This window comes from Labrys sp. WJW (genome assembly GCF_001676615.1).
GTDB lineage: Bacteria > Pseudomonadota > Alphaproteobacteria > Rhizobiales > Labraceae > Labrys > Labrys sedimenti.
The window spans coordinates 103,229-122,233 of the sequence record NZ_LYXZ01000013.1 but is presented as its reverse complement, the minus strand read 5'-3'; the positions used below and the strand labels follow the sequence as shown (position 1 = coordinate 122,233).

The window sequence follows — 19,005 nt, the reverse complement described above, 5'->3', positions numbered from 1 at the left end:
GGCAGCGTGTTATGCCGCTTCTCCCTGCCTGGTGACCCAGTCGGCAAGATCCGTCAGCTCCGCCATATAGGCAGCCGCCAGCGCTTGGCTCACGAGGTAGGGCAAGGCTTGGGCGAAGAGCTGCGAAAACGCAACGAGCTTGTCGACAGCCGCCTCGCGATCGCGCCGGCGCAATGCCCCGACCAGCTGCGCAAAAGCATGGCGCAGCTTGCTGCCGATGCGCCGGCTTTCAAATGCGCGCAGGCGAATATGATGCGTCTGTTCACAAAGACGATGGATGCATATTGGAATTGTCTTCTCTCCCGTTGCGCGACCAAGCCCCTCGAACAGCATTTCAGTCTCGCTGGTCAGGCTCAAAGCCGTACCGCGTGCCTTGAACTGGGGAGGCGGCATGGCGCCATCGCCATCCCGCCGCAGGTCCAGGCAGACCGCAAGTTCTGCACCTTCAAGGCAATGCCGAACGATCACGCAGAGCATCTCGTTGAACTCGGCGATCTCCTGAAGACGCATTTCTCTGGCAAAGAACCCCTTGGCGGGAACGGCATCAACCAGCCCCTCTGCATGGAGCCGCATCAATGCCTCGCGAACCGGCGTGTTTGATACCCTCAGAAGTTGGGCAATGACGCTGATCGGAAGGTGCTGACCCGGCTTGAAGCGATAATGCAGAGCATGGGTCCTGAGTGTCGAGTAGACGCTGGTTCGGCGTTTGCCCCCGACGACCCCATTCGCCATCGGCGCATGGGGCACGGCAGTGCATTTATTCATTCACTAAAATCCGTCAAACTATGGAATTATCGAGCGAGTAGGGGGTCAGCCAATCGTACCCCTCTTGGGTGACGACGATCGAATCTCCGATCCGCCCCGCTCCTTTTCCGGGCAATGTGATGCCGCCATCGACGGCGAAGGTCATGCCAGCTTCAATCAGGGCGCTTTCACCCCGCTTGAGCTCTGGAGCCTCTAGGAGCGAAAGGCCGACGGCACGGCCGGTTCGATAACCGGGTTTGAAGCCTGCTTGCGCATAGGCTTCCTCGGCTGCCTGGTTCACCGCTTCGCACGTTATGCCCGGGCGGATTGCTCCCAAAGCCGCCCTCTGAGCCTTAACAGCGGCTTCCTGCACATAGAGCTGCTCGTCACTCGCCTGACCGACGAAGAATTGACGGTCGAAGCCGAGTTTGTAATTGCGAAAACGGACCATGCCACAAAAGCAAAGATAGACCGGATCACCGCTCTCCAGCCGCCGCGTGGAGGCACGACGATGAACCATGCAGGTGTCGCGGCCCGATTGCAGGATCTGCAGATCGTGAATAAGCGGGGACACAAACCGATCGCCCGGCGCTTGAAGCAGGCTGGCAGCCTTGCGCGTTCCAGCCGCCATCGCCGCCAGGGCAATTTCAAATTCCGGTACGCCGGGCCCGATCGCCTGCCTAGCACCTTCCATCATCGCGACCGCGACCTCGCCGGCCTGGCGCATGGTCGCGATCTCCTGCGGCGACTTGATCTGACGCAGCACACCGACGAGCGGACCGATGTCCTCGAAGCGGCTTTGTGCCAGGAGATTTTGCAGCTCGGCGGAGAGGACATTGGGAATAAAGCGCTCTTCCACCCCGATGCGCGCCTGTCCAGCATTCGAGAGCAGATCACGCAGTGGCCTGCGCCATTCCTCGCCACCATCGGTCCACGGCCTGATGTCTTCGATCCAGCTCATCGAAGCGCACATTTCGGATTCCATGAGCGGCGTGATGATCGTCGGCTTGGAACCGGGCTTCACGACCAGGATCGTCGGCCGTCCGAACTCCATGCCGAGATAATTCCAATAGCCAGCGAAATAAGCGATCGCATCGGGATGAGTCAGGACCGCGACGTCGATTTTCGCATCCGACATCGCCCCACATAGGGCGGACACGCGTTGAGCATATGGACTTATCATTTTCCAACCTGTATGCAGCTTAGGTGACATAATCATTAAGTATGAAGGAAAACCGATGTCAAGTAACGAAATATGCTCAAAAAACAATGATGGAGAAAAATTGCTGCATACAGGTAGGCACATTACCCCCGTGAAGATCGAATTCGATCGCGGGCGCCACGACCGGGCGAAGATCGGATTCGTGCTGTTGGCCATGGAGCAGACGATCGAGGACGATATGTTCCGTTTGTGTCCTCCAGGTGTGGGTATTCACTTTTCGAGAGCACCCATGACCAATCGGATCAGCGTCGCTACGCTCGGTGCGATGGCCGTCGGCATCGGCGATGCCGCCATGCATCTGTTGCCTGACGAGGATCTCGATGTCGTTTGCTATGCCTGCACATCCGGCAGTGTCGTCATCGGTGAGCAGCGCGTCTTCGCGGAACTCAAACGTGGCAAACCCACAGCCAAGGCAACGTCCTTGATCTCATCGGTGATGCGCGCCCTGGATACGATCGGAGCGCGCCGTATCGCGATCGCCACCCCCTATTTGGCAGAGGTCAATGCAATCGAAAAAGCCTACATGGCTGCGCGAGGCTTCGATATCGTCGACATGCAAGGGCTCGGCATCGAAAATGATGCGGACATGGTCAAGGTCGCGCCCCGCACGATCCTCGAATTCGCCCAATCGGTCGACCATCCACAAGCAGAGGCTGTGTTCATCAGTTGCGGTGCCTTGCGCTCCATCGACATCATAGCCGAACTGGAGGTAAGGTTGGGCAAACCCGTCATAACCAGTAACCAGGCGATGATGTGGGATTGTCTTCGGCTTGCTGGCGTGACCGACCGTCGTACCGATTGCGGAAGGCTGTTCCAGGATCACTAGAGCGTGCGATGGAGCCTGCAGACAAGAGCGCAGCGACACCTGCCCTTCCCGCCCCGCGGGGGCAGGCTCCGGATATCTATCGTGTCTTGCGCGAACGCATTTGCCTGTTGCGCTATCCGCCTGAGATGCGACTGAGCGAACACGAGCTCGCCAATGAATTCGCAGTCAGCCGCACGCCGATACGCCAGGCTCTTCAACGGCTCGAATATGACGGATTGGCCGCCGCCCGGAACGGCGTGGGCACCATCGTCACGGGATTGGACGACCTCGCTTTCCAGGAGATCTACCAGTTTCGTCTTCGGCTCAGCGTGATGATCGGGGATTTCCCCGCCGAAGCTGAGATTCCGGGTGCGCTTGGTGATGTGAACCTTCTGCGTCAGCGCCTGCAAAGCCTAGATAACGATCGGGAACTGGAGGCCTTCTGGGTCCTCAACCACGGTCTTCACCATGCAACCAACCGCCTGATCGCAAACAAGGCCCTGCGCGAAACCCACGAGCGCTACTACTTCCAAGCTTCGCGGATCTGGTACAGCGTCATTCATTCATTCCTGAGCGAGCAGATCGAGGACTTTGCCAGCGAACTCGACGAGACGGCGCGTGCTCTTGCCACCGGCGACGTGCGAGCGGTTGGTTACATTCAGCGCAATCACATTGCCTTCGGCTTGTTGCGTGTCGAGCGTGCACGCGGAGATTGATATCCGCCTATCTGAGCGCATTTACATGTTATAGGTGATAAGCTTCGGCGATGGCTTTGCCGATACTTGCTCTCATGGAACTGAGCAAGATTCTTGGCAAAAATGCACGGCGCATGAGGAAGGCGCTGAAGCTGAGCCAGGAAAAGCTAGCGGAACAAGCCGACGTCAGCCAGCAACAAATCAGCAAGATCGAAGGTGGCTCTCAGAACGTTACTCTGAAGTCGATCGCCAAGCTCGCTAAAGCCTTCGACGTCCCTGATATCGAACTCTTCCTGCCTCCCGATATGGAAGTGCGTAGGAAACACGATACGGAATGATCGCGCCGTCGCGGGCGAGCGGCAATGCGGATAGGTCAAGCGAGGCGTCATCGATCCTTGCAAATCGAAAATTAATTCTTTAATTTACAAGGATGCTGAATCGTCGCATCCATCCTGCCGTTCGCCAGGCCCTTGCTCGTCAAGCCGCGGTTGCTCTCATCGGCCCGAGGCAAGTGGGCAAGACGACACTGGCTCTCGAAATTGCGGAGGAAACCGGCGCTCTCTACCTCGATTTGGAGCTGCGCGCCGACCGCGCCAAATTGGTAGATCCTGCCTTGTACCTGAAGGAGCATGAGGACAGGCTGGTCATTCTCGACGAGATCCATCGCGCTCCCGAAATCTTCCAGGAATTGCGTGGTCTCATAGACCAGGGCCGTCGCCGCGGTCATCGCAACGGCCGCTTTCTCCTCCTGGGGTCGGCATCGATCGATTTGCTGCGGCAGTCCGGCGAAAGCTTGGCCGGCCGCATCGAATATATCGCGATGACGCCGCTCGATGTTTCGGAAGTTGCAGGTCCGCCCCCCTTCTCGGCCGTGACAGAGCGGCTGTGGCTTCGCGGAGGCTTTCCCGACAGCTTTCTGGCGGGCTCCGATGCCGACAGCCTCGCGTTCAGGCGCAATTTCATCCGCACCTATCTGGAGCGAGACGTCCCGCAATTCGGGCCCCGAATTCCGGCCGTAACCCTGGAGCGCCTGTGGACGATGCTGGCGCACAACCAGGGCGGCTTGCTCAACGCGTCCCGGCTTGCCGCAGGCTTGTCGATCAGCGCCCCGACCGTCAGTTCCTATGTGGATCTCCTGGTTGACCTCCTATTGGTTCGCCGCCTTCAACCCTTCCACGCCAACATCGGCAAGCGTTTGGTCAAATCGCCGAAAGTCTATGTCCGCGACAGCGGCATCGTGCATGCCTTGCTCGATATCGGCGACTCCAATGCGCTGGCAGGCCATCCCGTCGTCGGCTTCAGCTGGGAGGGCTTTGCCATCGAGAACATTCTGGCGGTGGCTTCCTCGTTTGCGCAGCCCAGTTTCTACCGCACCTCGGCGGGGGCCGAGATCGATCTTATTCTGGACGGCCCGAAAGGGCTGACTGCCATCGAAATCAAGCGCAGCCTGGCACCCACCATCAGCAAAGGCTTCCATCAGGCGATCCAGGATATTCAACCCGCCCGATCATTTGTTGTTTATGCGGGGGACGAGCGGTTTCCGCTCAAGCCCGGGATCGAGGCCATAGGGCTGCAGCCGCTCCTCGCGGTGCTGACGGCGCTCGACCGATAATCACGCATTGTCGTGGTCGTGCGAAGAGGGCGTGAGAGCGGCACCCAATGAACGATCGCCGGAAGGCTGGTGGGGCCAATCGAATCCATTCGACAATATAACTTGCCATCACGTGTTCAGCGCGGGCTGATGGACGTGGATGCCCCTCGTCATCCGCGTCAAAATCACGGGCATCTCAAAGGTTTAAGGGCGTTTCGCGACGTTGGAGCGCCCAAGGCGGGCATGAGCAAGCACGGTGGCGAATGCATGATCGACGGTCGACGGCCTTTATCGAGCGATGGCGATCCGCGCAGAACCCGATCGATCTGCGCCACCTTCGTTATGTCATCCTGGCGGCCGAGCATCGCAGCTTTCGGCGGGCGGCAGCGTCACTGAATATCCAGCCTTCCGCGATCAGCCGGCGTATCCAGGATCTTGAAGTTCGCCTTGGGACGCCACTTTTCGTCCGATCGTCCGCCGGTGTCGAGATTACCAGGCAGGGGCGTGAACTTCTCGACCGCACCCAGCCCGTGCTGGAAGAGCTGCACGCAGTTGCAATGGCCATCTCGACCGACGCCTGCCGGGCGTTGCGTATCGGTGTATGCTCGACCACCAGCCCACGCCTGCTTCACACCCTGCTGGACAGGCTCGGGTCCCGCTATCCGGCAATCCGGGAGGTCCTGTCCGAAGGCGAGGAGCAGGAGCATATTGCATCCATCCGCAGCCGGCGGCTGGACGTGATGATCGCCACCGCAAAGAGCCCTCCGCCGCCCTGCCACAGGGCAGCGCTATGGCACGAGGACGTCTTCGCCATCCTGCCCACTGACCACGACCTGGCGACGCGCCGTTCGATCGGTATTCATGATCTCCTCCAGCATTCCTTTTCGATCAGTAAGGACGAGCCGGCCGACGAGATCATCGACGCACTTCGATGGGACGATAAGCAAGCTGCCATATCTCTGCCAATAGAGGTTCGTGAGGTGGGCCGGCTTGCCCTCATGAGCCAGATCGCGCTGGGGCGATGTCTTGGTCTGTGCAGTGAGGCGGCCACCGCCATGTCGTTTCCAGGCGTGACGTTTCGCCCGATCGCGAAGGTTTTCGCTCCCCTTACCTTCAGTGCGATCTTTCTACCAGACAACAACAAGCCGGCCCTGCGCAACTTTCTCCAGATCGCCCGATCACTCAGGTTCGTACATCAAGACCCCCCTGGACGACTTGCTCTGGCTCCGCATGGCAGCTTGGAGGGCGGGACCGACGGCAAGGCGTGATCGCATAGACCTGCATCAATCCAATGTTGGCCTATGTTGGCTAGGCTTGCCTGCTCCTCTGGCCTTGGTAAATCCGCGATCGGTTGCCATGAAGCGTTCCAGCATGGGGACGATCAGCCTGACTGCATCGGTCGGTTTAACTCCGCTCTCACGGCCCAGGATTTCGGCATAAGCGACAAGATCGCGATGAAGCCTTGCCGGCAGATCCAGCGTCACCTTGACGGGCTTGTCGTCGACGATCGGCCCGAGCTTCAGTTTGGTCATGGTCATCCTCTGTAGGGTTCGAAGGCAAGGTCACGTGTGACGATGACGCGAACGGGGAAACCCGGCCGAATGGTCAGGGTCGGCGCGATATTGAGCTGGCGGCGGATGATCTGCTGGCCAGCCTCGTTGATGGTGTCCTGCGTGCCATTGCGAATGGCGCGCAAAAGTCGGTTTTGATCATCGACGGCGAGTTCGGCTCCGACAGCGAGCAGCGTCGAAAGGCCGGCTGCCTTGGCCAGGTCCCACCAGTGGTAATCGACACCGTCCTCCAATCCGGCATAACCTTGCGTATCGGCACCGGGCTGGCGCTCCAGGACGATGGAGCGTCCATTGGGCAGGATGAGCCGGTTCCACACGAGCAGCACCCGGCGCTGGCCGAACTGCACGTTGTTGTCATATTGGCCGATGATCCGCGTGCCCTGCGGCACGAGCAGAATGCGGCCCGTCGGACTGTCGTAGATGTTCTCCGTGACCTGCGCGGTGATCTGGCCAGGCAGATCGGAGCGGATGCCGGTAATGAGCGCGGCCGATATGACGGCACCGGCCTGCAGCACATAGGGTGACGCGGGCGGCGTGACGCGATCGGGCGTCACGGTGCGCCGATCAGCGGCCGCGTTGAGAAAAGCGAGTTGCGTGTCTTGGGCGGTTGATTGACCAGGCTGGCCGGCAAGATCAAGACCTGCAAGGCTGGGTACAGTCCCACCCGTCGTTCCCGCTGCCGCCGATCCTGCCCGAGCCTGGAAGAAGACCGTGCTGGTGCGGGCAGCTTCTTCCTCGGCTCGCCGGCGTTGCTCGGCTTCATCGATACCCGGCGAGGGAACGGTCGGCGGCACAACGGGCTGTCCCTTGTTCTGCGCGTCCAGGATCGGACGGCCGAGATCACCGGGCAGCGCCGGTCCCAGGATCGGGCCGGTGTAGTCACGCGGCAGGCCAGCGAGGCCATCGGCGGGTTGCCGGTTGGCGGTGGAATAGAGCTCTTCCCCGCCCGATCCGCCGCTGCGGGTTTGAAGAGCGTAGATCAGCGCCCCGCCCACGCCGAGCGAGGCGACGACACCGATGCCAACCAGCACCTTGCGCGACAGACGGGTGACGCGTGGCGGCTCCGCGCGCAAGCGCATGGCCGCAGCATTGTCGTTCTCGGTCATGACGAAGGCCTTCCATCGGTCCGCACGATCCTGACGGTCTGCTGGCGATCACTGCTGCCGAGGCGCAACTCGGCCGCGCCGAACAGGCGATCGACAATCAGGATGTGCTGGTAGGTGCGGCTGTTGACGATCTGGGCCTCGCCATCCGGGCTGATGACGAAGAGCGGCGGCATTTCGCCTTGCACGATACCGCGTGGAAATTCGACATAGACGTGCCGGCCATCGTCATAGACGGCAAGGGGTCTCCAGGGCGGATTGTCACCGGTGAGACCATAGCGATAATTGCGCGCCGCAACCGCAGGGATCGCCGGGACGGGTGGCACCGCTTGGCGCTCTGCGCCGGCCGATCGGGGATAGGCCCAGGAAACAGCCGGCATGTAGGGTTTCTCGCCTGAGCGCAACTCCAGCATGTAGGTACGACGGTCGGTGGTGATGACGAGGTTGGTGGTGATAGCCGCACGGCTGGGTTTCACCAGGACGTGAGCGCGTCGCGTCACTCCGGATCCACTCTCGGTGTCGCCTATTATCCAACGGGCGGTGTCGCCAGCGGCGATCGGCCCCGTGCCGGTCAGGCTCTCGCCGGGCTCAAGCCCGATGTCGGTGATCTGCCCGGGAGCCGCATAGACCTGATAAAGCGCGCCTTCAGACCACGGGTAAACCTGAATGGCGTTGTAGTAGCCTTCGCGGCGCGGCTGGACGCGGGCGGCGGCATTGGCATTCTCGACACGGGCTGTCGGCGCCGTGGCAGCTACGCCACCGCGCGACGGCGACCAGGCCGGCGGATTATGCAACGGCCGCGGCCGGTCATCGGTGGCTGCAGCCGGCGCAGGCGGAAGCGGTGGCACGTCTTTGTCATAGCTGATCTCGGGCGGCTTTTGCGGCGTAGCGCAACCAGCCAGCATGGCGGCAGACAACAGAAGAACCGCCATCGCTGATTTACGCAAAGCCGGATTGCCGTCTTTGCCGATCCTTAGCCAGCTCATTGGCTCATCTCCCGCGACCAGTTGATGGCATTGACGTAGATCCCGAGCGGATTGGCCTTGAGCCGGTCGACATCGCGTGGCGGCTGAATGGCGATGGTGAGGATCGCGGTCCAGCGTTCGGTCGCCGAAAGCTTGCCGTCCTCATAGCGGCGTTCCATCCAGGCAACGCGGAAGGAGTCCGGCGAGGCGCGGATGACCGACGACACCTCGACCGCTATCTGCTGCTTGCCGACCTTGGTGAAGGGGTCATTGGCGCGGGCATAGTCGTTGAGTGCCCCGGCACCGCGATCCGTCGTCCATTCGTAAGCGCGCAGCCAGTTCTGGCGAACGATGACCGGATCGGCGGGAATTGAGCGAACCTGCTCGATGAAACGGGCAAGATGCCAGGCGATCTGCGGATCGGTGGGGCGATAGTCGACCGCGGCCTGCGCGATCGCCTGCGCCTGACCGAGATTGTCGACCTGAACCACCCATGGCGCGACCGTGCCGTTTGCCGATTGCCAGACCAGCGCCGCTGCAAAGCCTGCCGACAGGATCAGCGATCCGAAGGCCATGTACCGCCAGTTCCTGGCCTGCACGCGGGCCGAACCGATGCGCTCGTCCCAGACTTGCGCAGCCTTCTGGTATGGGGTCTCGGGTTCGGGAGTCTTGCCATAATGCGCGGCATGCCGCCGGAAAGGGTTCATGAGCGATCGCCTTCAGAGAGATTGACGGAGGAGCTGGCGCCGTGGCCGTCGCCGGAGCGAACAGCATGGGCTGCTGTCTGAACGGCGTGTCCTGTATGGATGGATCGGCGAAGACGCTGCGCCTGGCCGGATACGGTCGTCGCAGCCTGGCTCGATGAAGGCGAAGTCTCAGCCGCACGGCTAACAGTTCCCATGGTCGAGGAGCCGCCTGTCGCGCTGAAACCGGATTTGACACCTTCAGCGTAGCTGGCTTCACCACTTGCAACGGCTCTGCGAAGCGGAGAGATAGACGCAACTCCCGCCGCGCGTGCCACGCCGCCGAACCCAGAGGCGGCACCGGACGCCCCGGACTTTCCCAAGGCGCCAAGCGAATAGGCCGTGTTCGCAGAGCCGGCTGCGGTCGCGCCGGCACGGATGGCAGCGGCTCCGCCGGAGAGCGCCGCGGCCCCTCCCCTCGCGGCCAGCATCGCACCGCCACCGACGGCAAGGGCGGCTCCACCGGCAACGAGCCCCGTGCCGACGGCGGCACCTGCGCCAAGCTGCGGGCCACCGGAGACCAGGCCATTGGCGATACCGGGACCGAAGATGCCGAGGCCCAGGAGTGACAACGCAGCAAGAACCACGGCCATGGCATCGTCAATGGTCGGTGTCTGTCCGCCAAAGCCGCGGGTGAACTGATCGAACAGGGTCGAGCCGATGCCGATGACGATGGCGAGCACCAGGACCTTGATACCGGAGGAAATGACATTGCCGAGCACGCGCTCGGCCATGAAGGCGGTCTTTGCGAACAGGCCGAACGGAATCAGCACGAAGCCTGCCAGCGTTGCCAACTTGAACTCGATCAATGTGACGAAGAGCTGGATCGCCAAAATGAAGAAAGCGAGGATCACCAAGGCCCAGGCAAAAAGCAGGCAGGCGATCTGGATGAAGTTCTCGAAGAAGGCGACCCAGCCCATAAGATCGGAGATGGACTCGAGCAAGGGACGGGCGGCGTCGAGGCCGGTTTGCGCCACCTTGCCGGGACGCATCAAATCGACCGTCGAAAAGCCCGTGCCACTGGCCTTGAGACCGAGACCCGTGAAGCTCTCGAAGACGATCTTCGCCAGATTGTTCCAGTTGGAAATGAGATAGGCAAAGACGCCGACGAACAGCGTCTTCTTCACCAGCCTGGCGATGATGTCGTCATCGGCGCCCCAACTCCAAAAGAGCGCCGCCAGCGTCACGTCGATGACGATCAGCGTGGACGCGATGAAGCCGACCTCGCCGCCGAGCAGACCAAAGCCGGAGTCGATGTAGCGGGTGAAGACCGCGAGGAAATTGTCGATGACGCCGCTGCCACCCATGCTTCACCTCCCTTGGCTCGAGGGTGAAGAGAACGGCTGGGATGTTCGGCCGAGGAAGCGATCGCGGGTCTGGCTCCAGACACGCGGGCACTCGGCATCCTCAACCGCTTTTTGCCCAAGCTGCTGGCATCGGCGCTGGCCTTCACGCAGCAGATCCCCACCAGATGGGAGCAGGCGCACAGGCGAAGTGAGCGGTTCGTCCTGCTTGCCAATGAGCTCGATCGCCATCACCGTAAGGGCGACAGCAACGAACACGATCGCGCCCAGGCGCGCAAACGTCTTGCCGTCCATGACGATACCCCCTTCCCGCTTCAGTTGCCGGTGTTGAACATCTGCGCATGGCCGGGCTGGTAGCCGGTGCCTGGCGCCAGAAAGCGGCGACGCTGCTCGCGCCCCTGTTCAGCCGCAGCGGCACGCTCGGCTTCGGTGAGCGCACTCGCTCTGCCATTGGAGGCGAGTAGCGCCAGCAGATCGGAGAGTTGCTGGGATTGCAGCGCGAGGATCTGATTGCCTGCCTGCGTTGCCTGCAGCGCGCCTGTCGCGCCCTGGCTCTGGCCGACCAGGGCCGACATCTGCGTGCGATTGGACTCGATATTGCCAACCACGCCGGCCTGTACCCGCATGGCATCCTGCAGGCCGCCAACGGTGTTGCGCCAACGCGAACGGGCATCGGCGACGAGTTGTTGGTCGCTCGTCGACAGCGAAACATTCCCGTATTTCTGGCTGAATATCTGGTCGACCTTCTGGACGTCGAAGGCGATGTTCTGGGCCTGGTTGAGAAGTTGCTGCGTCCTCTGGACGGACTGCTGGATCTGCTGGAGCGAGGAGAACGGCAGGCTCGCCAGATTCCGTCCCTGGTTGATCAGCATCTGCGCCTCATTCTGCAGGCTGGTGATCTGATTGGTGATCTGCTGGAGTGAACGCGCCGCCGTCAGCACGTTCTGCACGTAGTTCGACGGATCGAACACGATGACAGCATGGGCCGGTGGCACCAGCATAGGCACGAATGCGAGCGGCGCGGCGAGCAGGGTCGTGGCAAGGGCCGAGATGGACGAGCGGAAACGACGGCGGGTCATGCGTGAACCTCCTGTTCGACTTGGGGAATGAGGGCCTGGAGAGTTGGAATGAGATCGATCGCCCAACCGGCATTGCGAGCCTGGAGCCACGCTTCGAGAAAGCCCTCGCGGCCATGCTCGGCAACGAGATTGGCAATCAGCGTCTGATCTGATTTGGAGGAGGCAGCGCACAGGGCGAGGCCAACTTCAGAGAGGCCGAGCTCGAAGAGACGATTGCCGCGCCGCGACTGGCAATAATAGTCACGCTTGGGCGTGGCCCGAGCCAGGATCTCGATCTGCCTGTCGTTCAGACCGAAACGGCGATAGATCGCGGTGATCTGCGGCTCGATGGCGCGCTCATTCGGCAGGAGAAGCCGGGTTGGGCAGCTTTCGATGATCGCGGGCGCGATCGCGGAATTGTCGATGTCGGAAAGCGACTGCGTGGCGAAGATGACGCTGGCGTTCTTCTTGCGCAGCGTCTTCAGCCATTCGCGAAGCTGGCTCGCGAACCCCTCATCATCCAGAGCCAGCCAGCCCTCGTCGATGATAAGGAGCGTAGGTCGGCCATCAAGACGGTCGCCGATGCGATGGAACAGATAGGATAAGACAGCCGGCGCCGCGCCCGTGCCGACCAGGCCCTCGATCTCGAAGGCTTGCACGTTGGCGGAGCCGAGATGTTCGGCTTCGGCATCGAGCAGCCGGCCATAGGCACCGCCGACATAATAGGGTTGAAGCGCCTGCTTGATACTGTTGGACTGAAGCAGGACCGCCAAGCCCGTGATGGTGCGCTCCTCGATGGGAGCCGAGGCGAGCGAGGTCAGCGCCGTCCAGATATGGTCCTTGACCTCCGGGGTTATGGGTACACCCTCTCGCATCAGGATCGCGGCCAGCCAGTCAGCCGCCCAGCCACGTTCATAGGTATCGTGAATGCGAGCCAATGGCTGGAGCGAGACGGAGGCGTCGGAGCCTTCGGTCAGGCTGCCCCCGAGATCGTGCCAGTCGCCGCCCATGGCGAGCGTCGCGACACGGATGCTACCGCCGAAGTCGAAGGCGAAGACCTGGGACCGTCGGTAGCGCCGGAACTGCAAGGCCATCAAGGCAAGCAGCACGGATTTACCCGCACCGGTCGGGCCGACGACGAGCGTATGACCGACATCGCCGACGTGAAGGGATAGCCGGAAAGGGGTCGAGCCTTCCGTTCTACCGTAAAGCAGCGGGGGCGCATCGAAATGCTCGTCCCGTTCGGGCCCCGCCCACACGGCACTGAGGGGAATCATGTGGGCAAGATTGAGCGTCGAGATCGGCGGCTGGCGGACATTGGCATAAGCATGTCCGGGCAAGGAGCCGAGCCAGGCATCGACGGCATTGACGGTCTCGATCATCGCCGTGAAGTCGCGGCTCTGGATGACCTTCTCGACCAGCCGCAATTTCTCGTCAGCAAGACGCGGGTTGGCATCCCAGACGGCAATGGTCGCGGTGACATAGGCCATGCCAGCGAGGTCTTGGCCGAGTTCCTGCAGAGCGAGGTCGGCATCGCCAGCCTTGTTCGCCGCGTCCGTGTCCACGAGGACGGATGCCTCGTTGGTCATGACTTCCTTGAGGATCGCAGCGATGGATTTGCGTTTGGCAAACCATTGTCGCCTGATCTTGGTCAGGAGTTTGGTGGCATCGGTCTTGTCGAGCAGGATCGCGCGTGTCGACCAACGATAGGGAAAGGCCAGCCGATTGAGATCATCCAGCAGACCAGGCGTGGTCGCGGTCGGGAAACCGACGATCGTGAGGATGCGCAAATGCTGATCGCCCAGGCGCGGCTCGAGCCCGCCGGTCAGCGACTGATCGGCCAGCAATGCATCGAGATAGATCGGTGTCTCGGGGACGCGGACGCGATGTCGTTTGGTCGAAACGCAGGAATGCAGATAGGTCAGCGTCTCCGCGTCATCGAGCCAGGCGCTTTCAGGCATGAAGCCATCGAGCAGGGCCAGAATGCGGTCGGTGCGATCGGTAAAGCCACGCAGGATCTCAGACGGATCCACGCCGGTGCGTGCCCTCCCCTCGTAGAGCCATGTCTCGGCGCGTGCCGCCTCTTCGGCCGGCGGCAGATAAAGCAGAGTGAGGAAGTAGCTCGAGATGAAATGAACGCCCTGCTCCACGAAATCGGCCTTGCGCTCGGCGTCGACGAGGCCGGAGGCTGGATCGAGAAAGACACTGTCGGGATAGGTCGCAGCTTCATGCCGCTGCGCTTCGACGAAAATGCTCCAGCCCGAACCGAGACGGCGGAAGGCGTTGTTGATGCGGCCGGCGACGGCGACCAGTTCAGCCGCAACGGCGGAATCCAGATCGGGACCGCGAAAACGCGCGGTGCGTTGGAACGAGCCATCCTTGTTGAGCACGATGCCCACGGCAATGAGCGCCGCCCAGGGCAGATAGTCGGCCAGGCGTGCGGCGGAACGGCGATATTCGGCAAGGTTCATCATGACCGCCCCCTCACACCGACAGATGACCGGGGATGCGCAGATGCCGGCGGCCGACCTCGACGAAGAGCGGATCGCGCTTTGCGGCCCAGACCGCCGCGAAATGTCCGATCGCCCAGATCGCGAGCCCAACCAGCCACAGGCGCAGACCAAGGCCGACCGCACCGGCCAGCGTGCCGTTCACGATGGCGATGGAGCGTGGCGCACCGCCGAGCAGGATGTGCTCGGTCAGAGCCCTGTGCACCGGAACATTGAATCCCGGCACGGCGTCGAGCTGTTCAAAAGCGGTCGCCATCAAACGAGCGCTCCGCCGCCGAAGGAAAAGAAGGACAGGAAGAAGCTCGATGCCGCAAAGGCGATCGACAGGCCAAACACAATCTGGATCAGGCGGCGAAAGCCGCCCGAGGTATCGCCGAAGGCGAGGGCGAGGCCGGTTACGATGATGATAATGACGGCGACGATCTTGGCGACCGGACCTTCGATCGATTGCAGGATTTTCTGGAGAGGCTGTTCCCAAGGCATGGATGAGCCGGAGGCATGGGCAGCCGGAAGGAGGACGAGGTTGACATAGGCAAAGACCGCTGCTGTCGCGACCATACGGCGGACGCTCATGGTGGTGAGGATCACGGGAAATCTCCTGTATTCGGGGGGGCCTGGGTGATGCGGTAATCGCCGTCCGGGCCGAGTCCTTCGACGAAGGCGAGTTCGGCCAGCCGACGCGCGGAGCCGCGGCCAGACAAGACGGCGACGAGATCGATGGTCTCGGCGATCAGGGCACGGGGGACGGTGACGACCGCTTCCTGGATGAGCTGTTCGAGCCGGCGCAATGCACCGATACCGGATCCGGCGTGGATGGTGCCGATGCCGCCAGGGTGGCCCGTGCCCCAGGCTTTCAACAGATCGAGGGCTTCACCGCCGCGGACCTCGCCGATGGGGATGCGGTCCGGCCGCAGGCGCAGCGACGAGCGCACGAGATCGGACAAGGTGGCAACGCCGTCCTTGGTGCGCATGGCGACCAGATTGGGCGCCGCGCATTGCAGCTCACGGGTGTCTTCGATGATGACGACGCGATCGGCGCTGTTGGCGACTTCCACAAGCAGTGCGTTGGTGAGCGTGGTCTTGCCGGTCGAAGTGCCACCCGCCACCAGGATATTGGCACGTGATACGACGGCGGCCCGCAACGTCACGGCCTGGTGGGCCGTCATGATGCCGGCGGTCACATAGTCGCCGAGCGTAAAGACAGCGACGGCAGGCTTGCGGATCGCGAAGGTCGGTGCCGTCACGACCGGCGGCAGCAATCCCTCGAAGCGCTCTCCGGTCTCAGGCAACTCGGCGGAGACGCGCGGAGCGCGTGCATGGACCTCCGCCCCAACATGATGAGCAACCAAGCGTAAGATGCGCTCGCCATCGGCGGCCGACAGCCTCTCGCCTGTGTCGGCCAATCCTTCGGTAAGGCGATCCACCCAAATGCGACCATCTGGGTTCAACATCACCTCGATGATGGCGGCATCGTCGAGGAAGCGCGCGATGGCGGAACCAAGCGCGGTGCGCAGCATCCGCGCGCCGCGCGCAAGACCTTCTGAATTTCGATGCACACCTGTCATTCGATCCCCGTTTCAGCCGGGACCAGACAGAAGCTCCCCGAACGGGGTCGATTAAAAGAGCCGGATTTCAGACGGTTTCAACAACTTCCGCGAGCTGTCGTAGTCTAGCGTGCAAATACAGGAGAATGGCGGCGCGGCGCCTTCGAATGGACGAAAGGAATGTGGGGATGGAGCATCATCAAACTACTCGACGAACCGACGCGGCTGCTCTGGTGATCGCCGCATCACCACAAACAATCTATCGCGCTTTCACCGATCCTGAGGCATGGCTTCATTGGCTTCCGCCAGAGGGGATGATCGGGCACATTTACCAATTTGATGCGCGCCCGGGCGGCGCCTATAGAATGGCGCTGACCTATTGCGACAACGATCATCCCAGCGCAGGCAAGACGTCCGATGCCACCGATATCGTGGAGGGCCGATTTGTCGAGTTGGTCCCCAATGAGCGGGTGGTTCAGCTCGTCACATTCGAGTCGGCCGATCCGGCCTTCGCTGGCGAGATGCGGATGACGTGGCGCCTGATGCCAAGGCAAGGCGGGACAGAAGTTTCGATCACTGCCGAAAATGTCCCTATGGGGATCCGCAAGGACGATCACGATGCCGGTTTGCGTTCGACCCTCGAAAACCTCGCAAGGTTCGTGGCACAGCCGGTGTAGGCATTTCCTCGGCCCGTCAGCATGACGATTGTGCGCTACGCGTCACCTCCAGGGGGCAAAACATCCTCCGGGATCTCCTGTCGCAGCTTTGGTCCCTTGGCCAATTTGCGGCCCAGTGCCGTGATGAACTGATCGTAGCGCTCGTTTGCTTTGGCGCGGGCAGCCTGCGCCGCCGGCTCGGGCAAGGTGGGCGTCGTCGCCAGCCAGAATCGGATGAACACGGCAAGCGATTCAACCGCGATGCCAAGATCGCGTTCCAACCGCGCCATGCGACGATCGACTTGATCAAGCCGCTTGGTGATGGCCGCTTCCTGCCGCTCGGCCGCGTCGGGTGAAAGCAAGGATTCGATTGCCGCCTCGGCAACGAGCGAACGCGAATGATCATGTCGGGCCGCATAGTCCGCAAGTCGGCTCATGATGGCGGGATTGAGATAGACCGACAGGCGCTGCTTCCTGGGCGATTTTGTCATGGATGCCTCACAGTTCCATGCTGTCACCAGGATCGAGCGAGACCTGGCGCGCCACGCCCTCAATCACACGGGTCATGCGGCTGTTGCGCGCGACGTCGTCCTCGGCATCGTCGAGGGTGTCGGGCTCAAATGGGTTGGCAATCAAATGTTTCCTCTCGATCGGTCTGACATGGCTGAGCTCGGGCTGGTGACGGCGTTCGGATTCGGTCGGATCGTCGTCCTCCGCCTCGGCGACCACAGGTTCGTCGGCATGATGTGGCCGAGATGGCAGAGGCAAGGCCGTCCAATCGTCCGGACGCCCGTGCTTGGGCGCGACCAGATCCGGCGGCGGCAGGATGCGTTCCTTGAATCGCCCGTCCTCATAATAGCGGGCCTTCTTCGCGCGGATCGGCGGCGTGCCGGCAACCATGACGATCTCGTCGGCGGGCGAAAGTTGCATGATTTCGCCGGGCGTGAGCAGAGGGCGCGCGGTCTCCGATCGCGAGACCATGAGATGGCCAAGCCAGGGCGAGAGCCGGTGACCGGCATAGTTCCTCATCGCCCTCATTTCTGTGGCGGTGCCGAGCGCATCCGACACGCGCTTTGCGGTGCGCTCGTCGTTGGTCGCAAAGCTCACCCGCACATGGCAGTTGTCGAGGATCGAGTTGTTCGCGCCATAGGCCTTCTCGATCTGATTGAGGGATTGTGCGATCAGGAAGCTCTTCAACCCATAGCCCGCCATGAAGGCCAAGGCACTTTCGAAGAAGTCGAGCCGGCCGAGCGCCGGAAACTCGTCGAGCATCAGGAGCAGCCGATGGCGGCCTGCCTTCGCCGCCAGGTCCTCGGTCAGCCGGCGGCCGATCTGGTTGAGGATCAGACGGATCAGCGGCTTGGTGCGGCTGATATCGGACGGTGGCACGACGAGGTAGAGCGTCGTTGGCTGCTTACAGCCGACGATATCTGCAATGCGCCAGTCACAGCGCCGGGTCACCTCGGCGACCACCGGATCGCGATAGAGGCCAAGGAAGGACATAGCGCTAGAGAGCACACCCGACCGCTCATTTTCAGATTTGTTGAACACTTCGCGCGCGGCACTGGCGATGACCGGGTGCGCGCCGGCCTCCCCAAGGTGTGGTGTCCTCATCATCACCGATAGCGCTGATTTGATCGGTCGATTGGGATCGGAGAGGAAGGCGGCGACGCCGGCAAGAGTCTTGTCCTCCTCGGCATAGAGGACATGGAGGATCGCACCGACCAACAGCGCGTGGCTGGTTTTTTCCCAATGGTTGCGCTTTTCGAGACTGCCTTCGGGGTCGACCAGGATGTCGGCGATGTTCTGGACGTCGCGCACCTCCCATTCGCCGCGGCGCACCTCCAGCAGTGGGTTGTAGGCCGACGATTTCGGATTGGTCGGATCGAACAGCAACACGCGGCCATGCCTGGCTCGGAAGCCGGCAGTGAGCTGCCAGTTTTCTCCCTTGATGTCGTGGACGATCGCCGAGCCGGGCCAGGTCAGGAGCGAGGGCACGACCAGGCCGACCCCTTTCCCCGACCGTGTGGGCGCAAAACACAGCACATGCTCCGGCCCGTCATGGCGCAGATAGGCCCGGCCGTATCGGCCGAGCACAACGCCGTCTGCACCGAGCAACCCTGCCGCCTTCACTTCCCCCATCTCGGCCCAGCGGGCTGATCCATAGGTCTCGACCCTCGAAGCCTCGCGCGCGCGCCAGACCGACATGCCGATGGCGACGGCGACCGATATGAATCCCCCGGACGCCGCGATGGTCGCACCTTCGATGAAGATTGCCGGGGCATAGGCGTCGAAGCCATACCACCACCAGAAAAAAGCGGGTGGCAGGTAGAAAGGACAACCGAACACCCGGAACCAGGGCGCACCCAGCTCGGGCTGGAAGGCGAGACGCCAAGCGACCCATTCGGTCGCGCCCCAGGTCGTAACCAGAATGATGGTGAGGACAGTGAGGATCTGGCCCCACAGGATCTTGGTGGCGGACATTCGATTTCCT

At 62.0% G+C, this 19,005-nt stretch carries 21 protein-coding genes; 6 read left to right on the top strand and 15 right to left on the bottom strand.

Annotated elements, in window-relative coordinates; all coding sequences use genetic code 11:
• Nucleotides 1-9: 9 nt before the first annotated feature.
• Both BA190_RS35780 and BA190_RS08290 read right to left on the bottom strand, forming a co-directional pair.
• Nucleotides 10-732, bottom strand: coding sequence for a GntR family transcriptional regulator (locus BA190_RS35780; RefSeq protein ID WP_068285081.1), 723 nt, complete (start codon nt 730-732; stop codon nt 10-12).
• Nucleotides 733-778: 46 nt separating this feature from the next.
• Complete coding sequence (locus BA190_RS08290) at nt 779-1,927, bottom strand: Xaa-Pro peptidase family protein (RefSeq protein ID WP_068285080.1); 1,149 nt, start codon at nt 1,925-1,927, stop codon at nt 779-781.
• Between the two features lie 55 nt (nt 1,928-1,982).
• Here BA190_RS08290 and BA190_RS08285 point away from each other — a divergent pair, with 55 nt between their 5' ends.
• The 5 genes from BA190_RS08285 (at nt 1,983) to BA190_RS08265 (ending at nt 6,325) form a co-directional block, all read left to right on the top strand.
• Nucleotides 1,983-2,792 carry an arylmalonate decarboxylase gene (locus BA190_RS08285; RefSeq protein ID WP_162275068.1) on the top strand — a complete coding sequence of 270 codons (810 nt, stop codon included), beginning with the start codon at nt 1,983-1,985 and terminating at the stop codon, nt 2,790-2,792.
• 8 nt (nt 2,793-2,800) lie between these two features.
• Nucleotides 2,801-3,487, top strand: a complete 687-nt coding sequence (locus tag BA190_RS08280; protein WP_082979567.1) for a GntR family transcriptional regulator — start codon at nt 2,801-2,803, stop codon at nt 3,485-3,487.
• 74 nt (nt 3,488-3,561) lie between these two features.
• Nucleotides 3,562-3,804 carry a helix-turn-helix domain-containing protein gene (locus tag BA190_RS08275; protein WP_068285317.1) on the top strand — a complete coding sequence of 81 codons (243 nt, stop codon included), beginning with the start codon at nt 3,562-3,564 and terminating at the stop codon, nt 3,802-3,804.
• Nucleotides 3,805-3,896: 92 nt separating this feature from the next.
• Nucleotides 3,897-5,078, top strand: a complete 1,182-nt coding sequence (locus tag BA190_RS08270) for an ATP-binding protein (protein ID WP_068285076.1) — start codon at nt 3,897-3,899, stop codon at nt 5,076-5,078.
• Nucleotides 5,079-5,320: 242 nt separating this feature from the next.
• Nucleotides 5,321-6,325, top strand: coding sequence for a LysR family transcriptional regulator (locus BA190_RS08265; RefSeq protein ID WP_068285074.1), 1,005 nt, complete (start codon nt 5,321-5,323; stop codon nt 6,323-6,325).
• 15 nt (nt 6,326-6,340) lie between these two features.
• Here BA190_RS08265 and BA190_RS08260 read toward each other — a convergent pair whose 3' ends face one another.
• From BA190_RS08260 to trbB, 11 genes are read right to left on the bottom strand one after another with little or no spacing between them, the layout of a single operon-like run.
• Nucleotides 6,341-6,589 (bottom strand): DUF2274 domain-containing protein, encoded by a 249-nt coding sequence (locus BA190_RS08260; RefSeq protein ID WP_068285314.1) that lies wholly within the window; start codon nt 6,587-6,589, stop codon nt 6,341-6,343.
• Nucleotides 6,590-6,591: 2 nt separating this feature from the next.
• A complete protein-coding gene (locus BA190_RS08255; RefSeq protein WP_068285072.1) occupies nt 6,592-7,734 on the bottom strand; it encodes a TrbI/VirB10 family protein in 1,143 nt (380 codons plus the stop codon).
• Nucleotides 7,731-8,717, bottom strand: a complete 987-nt coding sequence (trbG, locus tag BA190_RS08250) for a P-type conjugative transfer protein TrbG (protein ID WP_068285070.1) — start codon at nt 8,715-8,717, stop codon at nt 7,731-7,733. The genes BA190_RS08255 and trbG overlap by 4 nt, the downstream gene beginning before the upstream one ends.
• Nucleotides 8,714-9,403: a conjugal transfer protein TrbF gene (gene trbF, locus BA190_RS08245; protein ID WP_068285068.1), complete on the bottom strand. Its 690-nt coding sequence runs from the start codon at nt 9,401-9,403 to the stop codon at nt 8,714-8,716. Before trbF ends, trbG begins: the two co-directional genes overlap by 4 nt.
• On the bottom strand, nt 9,400-10,746 hold the full coding sequence (gene trbL / locus BA190_RS08240) for a P-type conjugative transfer protein TrbL (protein ID WP_068285066.1): 1,347 nt from the start codon (nt 10,744-10,746) through the stop codon (nt 9,400-9,402). Before trbL ends, trbF begins: the two co-directional genes overlap by 4 nt.
• A 3-nt stretch (nt 10,747-10,749) precedes the next feature.
• Nucleotides 10,750-11,037 carry a putative entry exclusion protein TrbK-alt gene (gene trbK-alt / locus BA190_RS08235; RefSeq protein ID WP_068285063.1) on the bottom strand — a complete coding sequence of 96 codons (288 nt, stop codon included), beginning with the start codon at nt 11,035-11,037 and terminating at the stop codon, nt 10,750-10,752.
• A 20-nt stretch (nt 11,038-11,057) separates the two neighbouring features.
• Entirely contained in the window at nt 11,058-11,822 is a 765-nt protein-coding gene (gene trbJ, locus BA190_RS08230; protein ID WP_068285061.1) for a P-type conjugative transfer protein TrbJ, read from the bottom strand.
• Nucleotides 11,819-14,275, bottom strand: coding sequence for a conjugal transfer protein TrbE (trbE, locus tag BA190_RS08225; protein ID WP_068285059.1), 2,457 nt, complete (start codon nt 14,273-14,275; stop codon nt 11,819-11,821). The genes trbJ and trbE overlap by 4 nt, the downstream gene beginning before the upstream one ends.
• 10 nt (nt 14,276-14,285) lie before the next feature.
• The gene (locus tag BA190_RS08220) at nt 14,286-14,567 is read right to left on the bottom strand and encodes a VirB3 family type IV secretion system protein (protein ID WP_068285057.1); all 282 of its coding nucleotides are present in this window, start codon (nt 14,565-14,567) and stop codon (nt 14,286-14,288) included.
• Entirely contained in the window at nt 14,567-14,884 is a 318-nt protein-coding gene (locus BA190_RS08215; RefSeq protein ID WP_082979596.1) for a TrbC/VirB2 family protein, read from the bottom strand. The genes BA190_RS08220 and BA190_RS08215 overlap by 1 nt, the downstream gene beginning before the upstream one ends.
• Nucleotides 14,885-14,895: 11 nt before the next feature.
• Nucleotides 14,896-15,876: a P-type conjugative transfer ATPase TrbB gene (gene trbB / locus BA190_RS08210; protein WP_068285053.1), complete on the bottom strand. Its 981-nt coding sequence runs from the start codon at nt 15,874-15,876 to the stop codon at nt 14,896-14,898.
• Between the two features lie 167 nt (nt 15,877-16,043).
• Here trbB and BA190_RS08205 point away from each other — a divergent pair, with 167 nt between their 5' ends.
• The gene (locus BA190_RS08205; RefSeq protein ID WP_068285313.1) at nt 16,044-16,532 is read left to right on the top strand and encodes an SRPBCC family protein; all 489 of its coding nucleotides are present in this window, start codon (nt 16,044-16,046) and stop codon (nt 16,530-16,532) included.
• A gap of 35 nt (nt 16,533-16,567) precedes the next feature.
• Here BA190_RS08205 and BA190_RS08200 read toward each other — a convergent pair whose 3' ends face one another.
• Complete coding sequence (locus BA190_RS08200; RefSeq protein WP_068285051.1) at nt 16,568-17,002, bottom strand: CopG family transcriptional regulator; 435 nt, start codon at nt 17,000-17,002, stop codon at nt 16,568-16,570.
• Between the two features lie 7 nt (nt 17,003-17,009).
• A complete protein-coding gene (locus BA190_RS08195; RefSeq protein ID WP_068285050.1) occupies nt 17,010-18,995 on the bottom strand; it encodes a conjugal transfer protein TraG in 1,986 nt (661 codons plus the stop codon).
• Between the last annotated feature and the right edge of the window lie 10 nt (nt 18,996-19,005).

Coding starts and splice junctions, on each gene's coding strand:
- BA190_RS08260 (WP_068285314.1), bottom strand. CDS start 6,589: ATGACCAAACTGAAGCTCGGGCCGATCGTCGACGACAAGCCCGTCAAG.
- BA190_RS08200 (WP_068285051.1), bottom strand. CDS start 17,002: ATGACAAAATCGCCCAGGAAGCAGCGCCTGTCGGTCTATCTCAATCCC.
- trbJ (WP_068285061.1), bottom strand. CDS start 11,822: ATGACCCGCCGTCGTTTCCGCTCGTCCATCTCGGCCCTTGCCACGACC.
- BA190_RS08285 (WP_162275068.1), top strand. CDS start 1,983: ATGTCAAGTAACGAAATATGCTCAAAAAACAATGATGGAGAAAAATTG.
- trbE (WP_068285059.1), bottom strand. CDS start 14,275: ATGATGAACCTTGCCGAATATCGCCGTTCCGCCGCACGCCTGGCCGAC.
- BA190_RS08255 (WP_068285072.1), bottom strand. CDS start 7,734: ATGACCGAGAACGACAATGCTGCGGCCATGCGCTTGCGCGCGGAGCCG.
- BA190_RS08265 (WP_068285074.1), top strand. CDS start 5,321: ATGCATGATCGACGGTCGACGGCCTTTATCGAGCGATGGCGATCCGCG.
- BA190_RS08270 (WP_068285076.1), top strand. CDS start 3,897: ATGCTGAATCGTCGCATCCATCCTGCCGTTCGCCAGGCCCTTGCTCGT.
- trbK-alt (WP_068285063.1), bottom strand. CDS start 11,037: ATGGACGGCAAGACGTTTGCGCGCCTGGGCGCGATCGTGTTCGTTGCT.
- BA190_RS35780 (WP_068285081.1), bottom strand. CDS start 732: ATGGCGAATGGGGTCGTCGGGGGCAAACGCCGAACCAGCGTCTACTCG.
- BA190_RS08195 (WP_068285050.1), bottom strand. CDS start 18,995: ATGTCCGCCACCAAGATCCTGTGGGGCCAGATCCTCACTGTCCTCACC.
- trbB (WP_068285053.1), bottom strand. CDS start 15,876: ATGACAGGTGTGCATCGAAATTCAGAAGGTCTTGCGCGCGGCGCGCGG.
- BA190_RS08275 (WP_068285317.1), top strand. CDS start 3,562: ATGGAACTGAGCAAGATTCTTGGCAAAAATGCACGGCGCATGAGGAAG.
- BA190_RS08280 (WP_082979567.1), top strand. CDS start 2,801: ATGGAGCCTGCAGACAAGAGCGCAGCGACACCTGCCCTTCCCGCCCCG.
- BA190_RS08220 (WP_068285057.1), bottom strand. CDS start 14,567: ATGGCGACCGCTTTTGAACAGCTCGACGCCGTGCCGGGATTCAATGTT.
- BA190_RS08205 (WP_068285313.1), top strand. CDS start 16,044: ATGGAGCATCATCAAACTACTCGACGAACCGACGCGGCTGCTCTGGTG.
- trbL (WP_068285066.1), bottom strand. CDS start 10,746: ATGGGTGGCAGCGGCGTCATCGACAATTTCCTCGCGGTCTTCACCCGC.
- BA190_RS08290 (WP_068285080.1), bottom strand. CDS start 1,927: ATGATAAGTCCATATGCTCAACGCGTGTCCGCCCTATGTGGGGCGATG.
- trbF (WP_068285068.1), bottom strand. CDS start 9,403: ATGAACCCTTTCCGGCGGCATGCCGCGCATTATGGCAAGACTCCCGAA.
- BA190_RS08215 (WP_082979596.1), bottom strand. CDS start 14,884: ATGAGCGTCCGCCGTATGGTCGCGACAGCAGCGGTCTTTGCCTATGTC.
- trbG (WP_068285070.1), bottom strand. CDS start 8,717: ATGAGCTGGCTAAGGATCGGCAAAGACGGCAATCCGGCTTTGCGTAAA.